General features: G+C 64.3%; 13 protein-coding genes. 7 read left to right on the forward strand and 6 right to left on the reverse strand.

Annotation, left to right across the window (positions count from 1 at the left end; all coding sequences use genetic code 11):
• The first annotated feature begins 25 nt into the window (after positions 1-25).
• Complete coding sequence (gene egtD, locus QJT78_RS07255; RefSeq protein WP_028147487.1) at positions 26-997, forward strand: L-histidine N(alpha)-methyltransferase; 972 nt, start codon at positions 26-28, stop codon at positions 995-997.
• A 27-nt stretch (positions 998-1,024) separates the two neighbouring features.
• On the opposite strand, the gene QJT78_RS07260 is transcribed toward egtD, so the two are convergent.
• Both QJT78_RS07260 and QJT78_RS07265 read right to left on the reverse strand, forming a co-directional pair.
• Positions 1,025-2,218 carry a low temperature requirement protein A gene (locus tag QJT78_RS07260; RefSeq protein ID WP_028147488.1) on the reverse strand — a complete coding sequence of 398 codons (1,194 nt, stop codon included), beginning with the start codon at positions 2,216-2,218 and terminating at the stop codon, positions 1,025-1,027.
• Positions 2,219-2,244: 26 nt separating this feature from the next.
• A complete protein-coding gene (locus QJT78_RS07265; RefSeq protein WP_028147489.1) occupies positions 2,245-2,481 on the reverse strand; it encodes a BolA family transcriptional regulator in 237 nt (78 codons plus the stop codon).
• 179 nt (positions 2,482-2,660) lie between these two features.
• On the opposite strand from QJT78_RS07265, the gene QJT78_RS07270 reads away from it, so the two are divergent.
• On the forward strand, positions 2,661-3,020 hold the full coding sequence (locus QJT78_RS07270; RefSeq protein ID WP_014494138.1) for a DUF427 domain-containing protein: 360 nt from the start codon (positions 2,661-2,663) through the stop codon (positions 3,018-3,020).
• Positions 3,021-3,129: 109 nt separating this feature from the next.
• The gene (locus QJT78_RS07275; RefSeq protein ID WP_240537469.1) at positions 3,130-4,188 is read left to right on the forward strand and encodes an alpha/beta hydrolase; all 1,059 of its coding nucleotides are present in this window, start codon (positions 3,130-3,132) and stop codon (positions 4,186-4,188) included.
• Positions 4,189-4,238: 50 nt separating this feature from the next.
• Here the strand turns inward: QJT78_RS07275 and QJT78_RS07280 are convergent, their stop codons facing one another.
• Positions 4,239-4,412 carry a DUF1328 domain-containing protein gene (locus QJT78_RS07280; RefSeq protein ID WP_028147491.1) on the reverse strand — a complete coding sequence of 58 codons (174 nt, stop codon included), beginning with the start codon at positions 4,410-4,412 and terminating at the stop codon, positions 4,239-4,241.
• Between the two features lie 183 nt (positions 4,413-4,595).
• On the opposite strand from QJT78_RS07280, the gene QJT78_RS07285 reads away from it, so the two are divergent.
• Positions 4,596-5,783 carry an acyltransferase gene (locus QJT78_RS07285; RefSeq protein ID WP_028147492.1) on the forward strand — a complete coding sequence of 396 codons (1,188 nt, stop codon included), beginning with the start codon at positions 4,596-4,598 and terminating at the stop codon, positions 5,781-5,783.
• 115 nt (positions 5,784-5,898) lie between these two features.
• Here QJT78_RS07285 and purL read toward each other — a convergent pair whose 3' ends face one another.
• Positions 5,899-8,109: a phosphoribosylformylglycinamidine synthase subunit PurL gene (gene purL, locus QJT78_RS07290; protein ID WP_028147493.1), complete on the reverse strand. Its 2,211-nt coding sequence runs from the start codon at positions 8,107-8,109 to the stop codon at positions 5,899-5,901.
• A 185-nt stretch (positions 8,110-8,294) separates the two neighbouring features.
• On the opposite strand from purL, the gene QJT78_RS07295 reads away from it, so the two are divergent.
• Together QJT78_RS07295 and QJT78_RS07300 are read left to right on the forward strand one after the other, a co-directional pair.
• A complete protein-coding gene (locus QJT78_RS07295; RefSeq protein WP_028147494.1) occupies positions 8,295-8,774 on the forward strand; it encodes a PaaI family thioesterase in 480 nt (159 codons plus the stop codon).
• 75 nt (positions 8,775-8,849) lie between these two features.
• On the forward strand, positions 8,850-9,809 hold the full coding sequence (locus QJT78_RS07300; protein ID WP_028147495.1) for a DMT family transporter: 960 nt from the start codon (positions 8,850-8,852) through the stop codon (positions 9,807-9,809).
• A 101-nt stretch (positions 9,810-9,910) separates the two neighbouring features.
• Here the strand turns inward: QJT78_RS07300 and QJT78_RS07305 are convergent, their stop codons facing one another.
• Together QJT78_RS07305 and QJT78_RS07310 are read right to left on the reverse strand one after the other, a co-directional pair.
• Entirely contained in the window at positions 9,911-11,266 is a 1,356-nt protein-coding gene (locus QJT78_RS07305; protein WP_028147496.1) for a Gfo/Idh/MocA family oxidoreductase, read from the reverse strand.
• 140 nt (positions 11,267-11,406) lie between these two features.
• The gene (locus QJT78_RS07310) at positions 11,407-12,345 is read right to left on the reverse strand and encodes a LysR substrate-binding domain-containing protein (protein WP_038941999.1); all 939 of its coding nucleotides are present in this window, start codon (positions 12,343-12,345) and stop codon (positions 11,407-11,409) included.
• A gap of 280 nt (positions 12,346-12,625) precedes the next feature.
• Between QJT78_RS07310 and QJT78_RS07315 the strand changes: the two genes are divergently transcribed.
• The gene (locus QJT78_RS07315; RefSeq protein ID WP_028147498.1) at positions 12,626-13,648 is read left to right on the forward strand and encodes a TRAP transporter substrate-binding protein; all 1,023 of its coding nucleotides are present in this window, start codon (positions 12,626-12,628) and stop codon (positions 13,646-13,648) included.
• The last annotated feature ends 9 nt before the right edge of the window (positions 13,649-13,657 follow it).

The raw sequence follows: 13,657 nt of genomic DNA on the forward strand, positions 1-13,657 counted from the left end.
CGGACAGCGCGTTCAGGAGAGTATCATGAATGTGCACGCCAGCGCTTTGGCCGAAGCCCATCTCCCCGACGAGCAGACCACCGCTTTCGCCCGCGAGGCCATCGAGGACCTCTCGCAGAAGCCGAAAAAGCTGTCGCCGAAATATTTCTACGACGCGACCGGCTCGGAGCTGTTCGAGGCAATCACGCGCCTGCCGGAATATTACCCGACGCGGACCGAGCTTGCGATCCTGAAGGAGCGCGGCAGCGAGATCGCGAAGATCATTCCGCAGCATGCGGCGCTGGTCGAGTTCGGCGCCGGAGCAACCACGAAAGTCCGCCTGCTGCTCGATCACTGCAGGTTCGCGGCCTATGTGCCCGTCGACATCTCCGGCGACTTCCTGAAGGCGCAGGCCAACGGCCTGAAGCGGGACTTCCCGACGCTCGGCATCTATCCGGTGGCGGCCGACTTCACCACGCCGTTCGAGTTGCCCAAGGCAGTCGCATCGATGCCCAAGGTCGGCTTCTTCCCCGGCTCGACCATCGGAAATTTCGAGCCGCATGAGGCGCAGGCCTTCCTGAAGAGCGCCCGCAAGATCCTGGGCAAGGGCGCGCAGATGATCATCGGCGCCGACCTCGAGAAGGAAGAGCGCGTCCTCCACGACGCCTACAATGATGCCGCCGGCGTCACCGCCCGCTTCAACCTCAATGTGCTCGTGCGCATCAACCGCGAGCTCGGCGGCAATTTCGACCTGTCCGCCTTCACCCATCGCGCGATCTACAACCGCGAGCGGCACCGGATCGAGATGCACCTGATCAGCAAGAAGAGCCAGACCGTGCGCCTCCTCGGCACCAGCTTCTCGTTCCGGCCCGGCGAGAGCATCCACACCGAGAACAGCTACAAATACAGCCTCGAGCGTTTTGCTGCGCTGGCGCAGGGCGCGGGCTGGCAGGTGCGCGAAAGCTGGACGGACGCGGCGAAGATGTTTTCGGTGCACGCGCTGGAGGCGGCGGAGTAAAGGCTCCGGCGCCAGTGGCGCCGGGACTCAATGCGCCTCTGCCTCCTCCGGCTTCGTCCCCAGCGACACCGACTCCCAGACCGCGACCACGATCATGATCACGGTCGACGCGACCGACAGCCAGAGCGGCGAGAGATCGGCGGCGAACCACCACAGCACCAGTAGCAGGATGATGCCGATGCCGTGGGAGAGTTGGAGGAAGCCGCGGATCGCGTGCTTGAACAGGATGGTGCCGACCAGGAACACCAGGGGACCACCGACCGTGCTCACGATGGTCCTGATATCGGAATGGCCGGTCGGATGCTTCAGCACCAGCTCGTCCGACACCGCGGTCAGGATGATGCCGGCGACGATTGGCATGTGCAGATAGGTGTAGGCGAGCCGCGCCAGCCGGCCGGATTCCGCGGATTTCGAGATGCGCTCGGAACCGGCTTCCGCGCCCTTGTGGAAATAGATCCACCACATCGCGATGGCGCCGGTGAGCGCGGAGATGAAGGCCAGGATGTTGTCCGCGGTCCACTCCAGCTCGGCGAAGGTGGCACCGTTGACGACGACGGCTTCACCGAGTGCGATGATGATGAAGCCGGCGCAGCGCTCGGCCATATGGCCGCCCTCGACGGCCCAGGCTTCTACCGACGAGAAGCCGAGCTTCGGGACCCAGAAGCGCACCGCGGGCGAGACGTATTCGATCGCGAGCGCCGCGATCCAGAACCACAGCCGCGCCTCGTCATGGGCGAGACCGCCGAGGATCCAGAAGATCGCGGAGCCGCAGAGCCAGACCAGAATGCGGATCGCGTTGTGCCGGACGGCCGTTCGATGGCGCGGGGTCGCGAACAGCCAGAAGGCGGTGCGTCCGACCTGCATGGTCGCGTAGGCGATCGCGAACCACAGGCCTCGCCCCTCGAAGGCGGTCGGGATCGTGGTCGACAGCACGAGGCCGCCCAGCATCATCAGGAAGATCAGGATGCGGACCGGAGTCAGCTCGGGATTGAGCCAGTTGGTGACCCAGGCGGTGTAGACCCACACCCACCACACCGCGAGGAACAGCACCGTGACGTGCACCGCGCCGAGCGGCGTGAAATGGTGCAGCAGCGTGTGCGAGACCTGCGTGACGGCGAAGACGAAGACGAGGTCGAAGAACAGCTCAGCATTGGTGACGCGGCTGTGCTGGTTCGGAGCGATGACGCGAAACATCGCGCCGCGAGGATTGTCCGCAGCCATCGTCATCCCCCCGTCACGCGATCAGATCAGGCCCCCGGTACCCCGGTTTGCAATGCCAGCGCATGCAACACGCCGCCCATCTGGCCTTGCAGGGACTGATAGACGATCTGGTGCTGCTGGACGCGGGACTTGCCGCGGAAGGATTCCGAGATCACGGTCGCGGCATAGTGGTCGCCATCGCCGGCGAGGTCACGGATCGTCACCTCGGCATCGGGGATCGCTGCCTTGATCATCGCCTCGATATCGTGGGCGTCCATGGGCATTCGGGTCTTGCTCCTGTCTCGGCTTCGAATCGCTTGCCGGGGTCCCCGGACCGGCAGGGCCAAACTTAGCGTGAACGGGCTTCTACGTCACGCATTCCGGCACTATATCCCTGATCCCATCCGGATAAAGGCACGACAAAGTGCCGCGCGCGGCAGATTGATCGAAAAGGCGTGAAATCATGAAGCTTCCAGGGCCCGACCACCCCATCACCATTACCCAAAATCCCCGGCGCGTCCGCGTCACGGCCGGCGACATCGTGATCGCCGAGACCAGCAAGGCACTGATCTTGAAGGAGGCCAAATATCCGGCGGTGCAATATGTGCCGCGGGAGGACGCCAACATGGCGCTGCTGGAGCGCACCGACCGCGTCACCCATTGCCCCTACAAAGGGGACGCGAGCTATTACAGCGTCAAGGCCGACGGCAAGACGCTCGACAACGCGATCTGGACCTACGAGACGCCCTTTCCCGCTATGACGGAGATTTCCGGCCATCTCGCCTTCTATCCGGACAAGGTGAAGATCGAGGAAGTGGGGTAGGCTCGTCGCGCCGGGGCGCTGGGCGATCGCAGGCCGCCTCCGCTCCGTCGACGCAAGGCTCAGGATGCCGCGAAGAGCCGCAAGACTGATTGGGGTCTCGTTGCTGGGCGTGGCCGGCATCCTCATTGTGGTGGCCGCCGCCGGACTGGGATTCCGCGCCTATCGCCAACATCTTGCTGCCGAAACTCTCGCGATCCGCTCACCAAAGGGCGTGCAGGAGGGAGGCTTCGTCGACATCGGTGGAATCAAGCAATGGATTCAAATCCGCGGCGAGGATCGGGATAACCCGGTCCTCCTGTTCGTCCATGGCGGGCCCGGAGGCTCCACCTTGCCGATCTCGTCGGGCTGGCGCCCCTGGGAAAAGCATTTCACCGTCGTGCAGTGGGACCAGCGCGGCACCGGGCGCACTTATGGCGCTGCTGGAGACGCGCTCGCGCCAACCATGACGTTGGAGCGGATGACACAGGATGGCGTCGAGCTGGTCGAGCATCTGCGGACCCATCTGCACAAGGACAAAATTGTCCTGGTCGGGCATTCTTGGGGCTCGTTTCTGGGCATTCACATCGTCAAGCAGCGCCCCGATCTGTTTTATGCTTATGTCGGCACGGGACAAGTGGTCGGCAGGGTGACGTTCGAGAAGCAATTCGAGATCACCATCGCGCATCTGCAAGCGTTGGCGCAGTCCGCTGGCAACAGCGAGGCCCAGGCGGAGTTGGCACCAATCGTCGCGCGCCCCCTGTTCAGTCCACAAAATCGACTGGTTGCGGACAAATGGAGCAAAGTGCTGGGGCTACCCTCCATCGAGAGCGTCCAGTTGGCAGGTCCCGTCCCGCCCCCATTCATGCCGGAATTCTCGCTGCTGGACTGGTACAACTGGCGCAACGGCATGGCCTTCTCCGCAAAATATCTGCGCGGACGAGAGGGCCCCATGTTTAAGCGCGACGTCGCCTCGCTGGGGCTCGCGTTTCCGATCCCGGTGATCTTCATCGAGGGCGATGCGGACTACAACACACCGAGCGGGCCGGCCGAAGAACTCTTCAATCAGATCACGGCTCCGCATAAGGAATTTGTCTGGGTGCGCGGGGGGAGTCATTTCATTCCGTTCGATCGTCCCGACGAGTTCTTGGCGGGGCTGGTCACCCACGTGAGACCGTTCGCAAGCGATTGACCGGCCAGCCTGAGAGCCGGCACGCCATGTCAAATCTCCCGTCTGCCCGGCTACGCCCTGAAGATCGTGAGCCCCAGTATCAGCAGCACCAGGAAGATCGCGACGAAGATATAGAACAGGAAGCGGGCGACATCGGCCGAGGCGGCCGAGAGGCCGGTGAAGCCGAGCACGCCGGCCACGATCGAGACCAGGAGAAAGATCAGCGCCCATTTCAGGATCGTCATAGCCAGCTCCGACGTGGATGCCGCATGTTTTGCGGCCCTCAACCCATTCGCGAACGCTAACTTCGCTGCGCGGAACTGGTTCCTGAGGGCGCTCCGCGAGCAAGGCGCGGCATAAACTGCGCTTGCTGAATCCGGTTCCCGGCGGCACAGTCCGGCCAGGGCTGGAGTGCAATCGGGGCGACCATGATGACGATGTCACATTCCGCGACGATCGGCGCAGAGGCGCACGCCGCGCCGAAAGCCAAGGCGCGCAATCTGTCGCTCGATCGGACCCGCACCTTCCTCACGCTGGTGGTGCTGCTGCACCACGCGGTCATTCCCTACACCTATTTCGGTCACACCGACCCGGCGTCCTGGATCGGCTTCGACGTCGTCGTGCTCTGCACCGACAGCTTCTTCATGGCGATGTTCTTCTTCCTGTCGGGACTGTTCACGTGGTCCGGCATCGCGCGCAAGGCGCCACAGGTTTTCCTGCGCGACCGCCTGTTGCGGCTCGGGCTGCCGTTCGTGATCGCGGCCTTCACGGTCATCCCGATCGCCTATTACGCGATCGCGCTGCGGCACGATCCCGAGCTGACCTTCGCTTCGTTCTGGTGGAAGACGATCACCGTCGGGCCGTGGCCGAGCGGGCCGATCTGGTTCGTGTGGGTGCTGCTGGCGTTCGACCTGACTGCGAGCCTGCTCTACCGGGTCTCGGCCCACCTGGTCGATCCGGTCAACCGCGTTTCGCTGCGCGGATTTGACCAGCCGGCCGTGTTCTGGCTGCTGCTGGTCGTCGTCACCGCCGTCGTCTACGTGCCAGCGCTGGTCCATTTCGGGGCCAACAAATGGTTCGAGTTCGGACCGTTTTCGGTGCAGGCGAGCCGCGTCCTGCTCTACTTCGCCTATTTCTTCATTGGCGTCAGCGTCGGTGCCGCCAACTTCGATCGCGGCATCCTCAGCGCCGAGGGCCAGTTGCCGAAGAACCGATGGATGTGGGTGATCGCCACGCTGGTGCCCTACTGCCTGATGTGGTGCATGATCTACATCAAGCGCGCAATCCTCGGGAATCCCAACGTGCTGCCGGACTGGTATCAGGCGATCTACGGCACGTTCGTCGTGCTGTTCTCGGCCGCGATCCTGCTCGCGATCCTCGCCTTTTTCCTGCACCAGAAGTCGCCGGGGCCGAATCTGCTCGACCGCATGCAGGCGGACGCCTACGGCATGTTCCTGGTGCACTACCCGATCGCGCTGTGGATCCAGTATGTGCTGTTCGACTACTCGTGGCCTGCGATCTTCAAGGCCGCGATCGGCTTCGTGCTTACGGTGTTGCTGAGCTGGGGACTGACGGCAATGTTGCGGAAGATTCCGGGCGCGTCGCACGTTTTGTGAGGCCGAGGTCTCTCCGCCCGTCATTGCGAGCGTAGCGAAGCAATCCAGAGTCTCTCCGCGGAGACGGTCTGGATTGCTTCGTCGCTTTGCTCCTCGCAATGACGGAGAAAGCGCCTTACGCCGCCTTCCCGCTCATATATTCCGGCAGCCAGCGCTCGAACGACTTCCGCAGGCTATCGATCGTGACAGGCGCCTCGCCCGCGATCGCGATCGCATCGCCGCCGGTGGTGCCGATGCGCACGCAGGGCACCTCGCAGCCGCGCATCTTGGCCAGCACGCGGCCGGCGTCCGCTTCCGGCACGGTGACGAGATAGCGCGCCTGGTCCTCGCCGAACCAATAGGCCTGCGGCACGAGCGCCGCCGGCGCCGCGAGCAGTCTTGCGCCGATACCGCTGGCCATTGCCATCTCGGCGAGCGCGATCAGGAGGCCACCGTCGGAGAGATCGTGCACCGCGGTCGCGGTGCCCGCATGGATCATGCCGCGCACGCAGTCGCCGTTGCGCTTCTCGGCCGCGAGGTCGACCGGCGGCGGCGCGCCCTCCTCGCGACCACAGATGTCGCGCAGGTAGACCGACTGGCCGAGCCAGCCGTGGGTTTCGCCGACCAGGAGGATCGCCTCGCCCTCCGCCTTGAAGGCCAGCGAAGCGGACTTGGTGAAATCGTCGAGCAGGCCGACGCCGCCGATCGAAGGTGTCGGCAGGATCGCGCGGCCGTTGGTCTCGTTGTAGAGCGAGACGTTGCCGGACACGACCGGGAAGTCGAGCGTGCGGCAGGCTTCCGAGATGCCCTTCAGGCAGCCGACAAACTGGCCCATGATCTCGGGCCGTTCAGGATTGCCGAAATTGAGATTGTCGGTGATCGCGAGCGGCTTGCCGCCGACCGCGGTGATGTTGCGCCAGGCTTCCGCCACCGCCTGCTTGCCGCCCTCGAACGGGTCAGCTTCGCAATAGCGCGGCGTGACGTCGACAGTCAGTGCCAGCCCCTTCGGCCCATCCTGCACGCGCACGACAGCGGCGTCGCCGCCCGGACGCTGCAAGGTGTTGCCGAGGATGACGTGGTCGTATTGCTCCCAGACCCAGCGCTTGCTGCACATGTCGGGCGTGCCGATCAGCTTCTCCAGCGCGGCACCGACGCCCATCGGCGCCGGCACCTCGCGCGCATGCACGACCGGCAGCGCGGCAGAAGGAATATGCGGCCGGTCATAGAGCGGCGCCTCGTCGCCGAGCTCCTTGATCGGCAGATCGGCCATCACGTCGCCGCCATGCTTGACGACAAAGCGCTTGCTCGGCGTGGTGTAGCCGACGACCGCAAAGTCGAGGCCCCATTTCTTGAAGATCGCCTCGGCTTCCTTTTCCTTCTCGGGCTTGAGCACCATGAGCATGCGCTCCTGGCTCTCCGAGAGCATCATCTCGTAGGCGCTCATGCCGGTCTCGCGCGTCGGCACCGCGTCGAGATCGAGGTCGACGCCGAGGTCGCCCTTGGCGCCCATCTCGACCGCCGAGCAGGTCAGGCCGGCGGCGCCCATGTCCTGGATCGCGATGACGCAGCCCTTCTCCATGATCTCGAGGCAGGCCTCGAGCAGCAGTTTCTCGGCGAAGGGATCGCCGACCTGCACGGTGGGGCGCTTCTCCTCGGACTTGTCGTCGAACTCGGCCGAGGCCATCGAGGCGCCGTGGATGCCATCGCGCCCCGTCTTGGAGCCCAGATAGACGATCGGCATGTTCACGCCGGAGGCAGCCGCATAGAATATCTTGTCTGCGTCGGCGAGGCCCACAGCCATCGCGTTGACGAGGATGTTGCCGTCATAGCGGGTGTGGAAGCGCACCTGGCCGCCGACCGTCGGCACGCCGAACGAATTGCCGTAGCCGCCGACCCCGGCGACGACGCCGGAGACGAGATGCCGCGTCCTGGCATGCTCGGGCGCGCCAAAGCTCAGCGCATTGAGGCAGGCGATGGGACGTGCGCCCATGGTGAAGACGTCGCGCAGAATGCCACCGACGCCGGTGGTCGCACCCTGGTAGGGCTCGATGTAGCTCGGGTGGTTGTGGCTCTCCATCTTGAAGACCACGGCCTGGCCGTCGCCGATGTCGATCACGCCGGCATTCTCGCCGGGGCCCTGGATCACCCAGGGCGCCTTGGTCGGCAGGCCGCGCAGATGGATGCGCGACGATTTGTACGAGCAGTGCTCGTTCCACATCGCCGAGAAGATGCCGAGCTCGGTGAAGGTCGGCTCCCGCCCGATCAGCTTCAGGATGCGCTCGTACTCGTCGGGCTTGAGCCCGTGGGCGGCAACCAGTTCGGGGGTGATCTTGGGTTCGTTCTTCATGGATTCGGGGCTTTCCGCGGCGTTTTGCCGTTCTTAGGAAGATCGGGGGCCTACGAAAAGCCCTTTATGGCGCATTTTCCCGCTGTCCCACGTTTTGCGGGCAGGCGGTCGGCGGGAACGGGAATTGCAAGGCGCTGACGGATCGGATTTAAGGGCTAAAGATCCGTAATTGAAGGCCCATTTCCTTGCACGAATTGACCAAAGTCCCCTCCACCCGCCGCCCGGACCTGCACGTCGCCACCGATGGCGAGTTCACGGGCTGGCGGACCTGGATTCGCGACAGTTTTGAGAGCCATATCGGCCCGTTCTGGCACAAGATCGAGGACGACGGCAGCGTCCGCTCGGCGTTCCGGGTCGAGAAAAAGCACCTCAACGGCTCCGGGAACGTCCATGGCGGCTGCTTCATGGCGTTCGCCGACTATTGCCTGTTCGCGATCGCCACCCATGAGCTGGATGGCCCGGCCGTGACGACGAATTTCGCCTGTGATTTCCTCGACGCGGCCCGCGAGGGCGAGCTGGTCGAATGCGTCGGCGAAGTGTCCCGCGCCGGCGGCTCGCTGATCTTCCTGCGGGGCAAGCTGACCTCGGCCGGGCGGCCGCTGTTCACCTTCTCCGGCACGATCAAGCGGGTGAAGCGGAAGCCGGCACTCCAGCCAAACGCATAGCTCGACGCCTTCCCTTTTCGCGTTCCCTCGCCCAGACTTGCGACAAGCGCTTTGGCGCGGGGGAGCAGGAACAAGGTGCCGCAGAGCACATCGTCGGGCCGCACGGCGGCCGCCGCATCATCGTCGCCATCCATCATCGCCACCGGTGCGCGCAACTGGCGCGACTACGCGCTGCTGTTCGCGCTCGCCTGCTGCTGGAGCTCGACCTATCCGCTGGCCAAGCTCGCGCTTCCCACGATCCCTCCCATCACCTTCATCTCGGCGCGCTCGCTGATCGCGTTCGCCTTCCTGTTTGCCATCCTGTGGATGCGCGGCGTCAAGCTGCCGACCGACTTGAAGGCCTGGAAGCTGTTTGCGACCCAGCAGCTGATCAATTCGACCTTCCCGTTCCTGATCATCACCTGGTCGCAACAATATGTCCCGGCGTCGAACACGGTGGTGCTCGCCTCGACGACGCCGATCTTCGCCTTCCTGATCACCTCTCTGATCACGCGGCACGAGCCGGCAACGCTGCTAAAGCTCGCGGGCGCAATTCTCGGCCTTGCCGGCACGATCGCCATCGTCGGGCTGGACGCGCTACGCGGCTTCGGCAGCGAGATCATTGCCGAGATCGCGATCCTGCTCGCCACCATCTCCTTCGCCTGCGCGACGATCTTTGGCCTGCGGCTCTCCGAATACGACCCGATGGTGGTGGCGACCGGCTCGCTGCTGTTCGGCGGCCTCGTGCTGCTGCCGCCCTCGCTGATCATCGACCAGCCCTGGACGCTGCACCCGACGCCGACGGCGATCGTCGCCACAATCGTCATGGGCATCGTCTCCAGCGCGCTGGGATTGATGTTGTTCTACGTCTGCCTCGGCCGGCTCGGCACGCTGACCACGAACGCACAAGGCTATCTGCGCATTCCGATCGGCGTCGGATTGTCCGTGCTGCTACTTGGCGAGAGCGTGCCGTCGAACCTCGCGCTGGGACTGCTGCTGGTCATGGCCGGCGTCGCCGCCATGACGGTGCCGGCGGAACGGCTGAAGCTGCGCTAGCGGTACGAAGACCACGCTCGAGTAATAGCCCAAAGCGCGATGACGATTCATCGATGTCATCGCGCTTTGGTCGGGCGCAGGCCGCGCCGCCGTTGTACCGATCAAGCAGCCATGTTTGGTTGCCGGAAGGCCGCTTCCATCTCGCGGCGCACCCGCACGGCGAGACTATTGGGATCGTACTCCACGTCCTCCCATTTCAGGCGCTGACCTGGCGCGATATCGGTCTTGAGCTTGACATGGTGGGCGAGGCCGAGCGGCAGGTAGCCATGCTTTAGTGAAGCGTCGGCGGGGGTCTGCTTGCCCCAGACGCAAAAGCCGCCCTCGCCGTCGAGCATCTCGCCGGCCTTCAGCTTGCGCTTGGCGGTCGCGACGACGTCGGAATTGAACACGATCGGCGCGCCGGTCGGCTCCTTGCGCAGCGCCGCGGAGGCGACGGAGATCCCGAGCTCGAGCCCGATCATGTGGATCGGCCGGTACAGCGAGGCATATTTGCCGGTCTTGTCCGGCAGCATGCTGTATTCGCGGAAACATTCCTCGGAATAGGCGCTGTCGGTCTCGAACACGACATAGGTCCCCATCACGAGGCTCTGCGGCACGTCGGTGCCGTCACGATAGACCGAGGACGTGACCTCGGTGACGCCCGACTTCTCCAGCATGCCGCCGTCGGATTTCGGCTTGCAGATTTCGGCGTGCTCGAACCGCGTCGCCGGCGGGAACGACAGGCCCTCGCTCTGCGCATGCAGCCCGGTCGCATTGCACACCGCCGTCATCTCGATGCCCGACTTGGTGCCGTCGACGAAGGAGTTGAACATCTTCGGGTTGATCGAGCTGCGATCCTTGATCTTCATGTACTTGTCGAGGATGTCCCAGACCGTGTCGGGCGTCGACTGGTGATAGGTCGGGTGGTAGCGCGTGCCCTTGCCGGCGGCGACGACCTTGAAGCCGGCTGCGCGGGCCCAGTCGACGTGATCGGCGATCAGCGCCGGCTGGTCGCCCCAGGCCAGCGAATAGACCACGCCGGCCTGCTTTGCCTTGCGCGCCAGGATTGGGCCTGCGACTGCGTCCGCCTCGACATTGACCATCACGATGTGCTTGCCGTTCTCGATCGCCTTCATCGCGAAGCGGATGCCTGCGCCGGGATCTCCGGTCGCTTCGATGATGACCTCGATGGCGGGATGGGTGATCAGGGCGTCCGCATTGTCGGTGACGATCGTGCGGCCCTGTTTCAGCGCATCGTCGATCGTAGCAGCCGCATATTGCTCCTCGGGCCAGCAGCCGAGCTTGAGCTGCGAACGGGCGCGGCCCGTGTTCAGGTCGGCGACACCGACGAGATGCATGCCATCGGTCTGGCGTACCTGCGACAGGAACATCAGGCCGAATTTTCCGGCCCCGATCAGGCCAATGGTGATCGGTTTGCCGGCAGCTTTGCGCTCCAGCAGCATGCGATGGAGATTCATGGGATTTTTCCTTGGCGTTCTCTGACGACGGCTGTGTCCGCCGTTTCGCAGCAAACGTTAGGCAGCGGTGAATCCAAGGGCAATTCAGATTATCTGCCGCGACGATGTAGACGCGCTAAACAATCCGCGCGCTTTGGCTCTTAGTTTGCGCATGATCTTTCTCGGAAAACCGCTTCACACTTTTCCGGATCATGCGCGCCGCTCCAGGCGTCGCGTTCGCGGCGCAACCAGTCGAGGAAGGTGCGGGTCTTGCGGTGGCGCAGATGGCCATGCGGGCAGACAATCCACTGCGTGGTCAGCGTGACCTCGGGCGGATTCTTCACCGGGCAAACCAGGCGGCCGTCACGCAGTTCGCGCCAGGCCAGCAGCTCGCTCTCCAGCCCGATGCCGAGGCCGTCGACGGCAGCGTCGATCGCCATGTGGCTGCGGTCGAACAGCACGCGCTTCCAGCGTTCCGCAGGCTCGATGCCGGCCTCCGTGAACCAGCGCGGCCATTGCATCTGCGATTTCACCGAATGGATCAGCCGGTGCTCGAGCAGATCCTGGGCTGCGAGACTGCCCGCCGCAAAGGACGTGGGCGCGCACAGCGGAAAGAATCGCTCCTTGCCGAGGCTTTCGACGAACAGGCCGGCCCAGCCGCCCTCGCCGTGGCGGATCTCCAGATCGACATTCTCCTTGCGGAAATCGGTCGGCTCATTGGTACCGTCGAGCCGCAATTCGATGTCCGGATTGGCGTCGACGAAGCTGGCAAGCCGCGGCAGCAACCATTTGCTCGATACGCTCGGCGCGGCGCGCACCGTCAACGTGGTGGCGGAACGGATGCCGCGGACATGCTGCGTGACATCGGTGACGTGCTCGATCTCGCGGCTGATCATCTCGAAATAGCGCTCGCCGGCCTCGGTCAGCGTGATGTTGCGCCCGACCCGCGAGGTCAGCGCCGTGCCGAGATGCAGCTCCAGCGCCTGGATCTGCTGGCTGACGGCCGACGGCGTCACCCGCAATTCATCCGCCGCACGGGAAATGCTGCCCGCGCGCGCCACCGCGTGGAAGACGATGATGGCGCGGAAGGGTATCTGCATCAGGAAACCTTTTAGGCCAGCTAAAGTGACGGCGAATATAATTCAATTGTCGTGCATGACCAGCGATCTAGGCTTCAACCTCAAGGCAACCCGCGACAGACGGGTGCCGACGAGGAAACTGGACGGCGCAGAGCGCCGGTCCGCCCGGGGGAAGGAACGCAAGGCCAGGCCTTTCACCAGACAAGCGATTTTGACGACACCGGCGCAGCAAAGCCTGCGCGCCGCAACGACCACGTGCGCCGACAAAGGCGCCGAACGAGACCATCAGGGAGGACCAACGATGTCGGGCAAGAACCACACGCTTTCACGCCGCAATTTCATGGTGGCGGCTGCGGCCGTTCCACTGGTCGCGATCCGCACCCGGCCGGCGCAGGCCGCGGAGTTCGAATACAAGCTCGCCACCGGCCAGTCGCTGACCCAGCCGATCAACACCCGCCTCGATCAGGCCGTGAAGCGGATCAGGGAAGCGAGCGGCGGCCGGCTGGAGATCAAGTTCTTTCCCGCCTCGCAGCTCGGCTCGGACACCGATCTCCTGACCCAGATCCGCAGCGGCGGCGTCGATTTCCTCAACATCGCGGGCTCCGTGCTGTCGACGGTGGCGCCGACCGCCGGCATCGCCAATGTCGGCTTCGCGTTCTCGGACTACGGCCAGGTCTGGAATGCGATGGATGGCGACCTCGGCAAGCTGATCGCAACCCAGATCGAGAAGACCGGCGCGCTGGTGGTGGCCAAGCCCGCCGACAACACGTTCCGGCAGATTTCGTCGTTCACCAAGCCGATCAAGACGCCGGCCGACCTCGACGGCTACCGCATCCGCGTGCCGGTGTCGCCGATCTTCACCTCGCTGTTCAAGTCGCTCGGCGCCAACCCGACCTCGATCAACTTCAACGAATTGTACACGGCGCTCCAGACCCATCTCGTCGACGGCCAGGAGAACGGCCTCGTCACCATCGAGGCCGGCAAGATCTACGAGGTGCAGAAATACATCTCCGAGACCAACCACATCTGGGATCCGTTCTTCATCCTCGGCAACCGCCGCTCGGTGAAGGCGCTGCCCGACGAGTTGCAGGCGATCGTGCGGCGCGAGTTCGACCAGGCCGCGATGGAGCAGCGCGCGGACACCGCAAAGCTCAATCTGACGCTGAAGGACCAGCTGATCGCCAAGGGCATCACCTTCGAGGTCTCCGACAAGGAGGCGTTCCGCAAGGGACTGTCGGCCGCCGGCTTCTACAAGGAATGGCGCGCCAAGTTCGGCGAAGATAATTGGAAGACGCTGGAGGCCGCGGCCGGAGCATTGGCATGAGCACGGTGG

The sequence above is a fragment of the Bradyrhizobium sp. Mp27 genome, from assembly GCF_029953005.1.
Lineage (GTDB): Bacteria > Pseudomonadota > Alphaproteobacteria > Rhizobiales > Xanthobacteraceae > Bradyrhizobium > Bradyrhizobium barranii.

Excerpts from the sequence above, each read along its gene's own strand:
- egtD (WP_028147487.1), top strand. The coding sequence starts at position 26 with ATGAATGTGCACGCCAGCGCTTTGGCCGAAGCCCATCTCCCCGACGAG.
- QJT78_RS07260 (WP_028147488.1), bottom strand. The coding sequence starts at position 2,218 with ATGGCTGCGGACAATCCTCGCGGCGCGATGTTTCGCGTCATCGCTCCG.
- QJT78_RS07265 (WP_028147489.1), bottom strand. The coding sequence starts at position 2,481 with ATGCCCATGGACGCCCACGATATCGAGGCGATGATCAAGGCAGCGATC.
- QJT78_RS07270 (WP_014494138.1), top strand. The coding sequence starts at position 2,661 with ATGAAGCTTCCAGGGCCCGACCACCCCATCACCATTACCCAAAATCCC.
- QJT78_RS07280 (WP_028147491.1), bottom strand. The coding sequence starts at position 4,412 with ATGACGATCCTGAAATGGGCGCTGATCTTTCTCCTGGTCTCGATCGTG.
- QJT78_RS07285 (WP_028147492.1), top strand. The coding sequence starts at position 4,596 with ATGATGACGATGTCACATTCCGCGACGATCGGCGCAGAGGCGCACGCC.
- purL (WP_028147493.1), bottom strand. The coding sequence starts at position 8,109 with ATGAAGAACGAACCCAAGATCACCCCCGAACTGGTTGCCGCCCACGGG.
- QJT78_RS07305 (WP_028147496.1), bottom strand. The coding sequence starts at position 11,266 with ATGAATCTCCATCGCATGCTGCTGGAGCGCAAAGCTGCCGGCAAACCG.
- QJT78_RS07310 (WP_038941999.1), bottom strand. The coding sequence starts at position 12,345 with ATGCAGATACCCTTCCGCGCCATCATCGTCTTCCACGCGGTGGCGCGC.
- QJT78_RS07315 (WP_028147498.1), top strand. The coding sequence starts at position 12,626 with ATGTCGGGCAAGAACCACACGCTTTCACGCCGCAATTTCATGGTGGCG.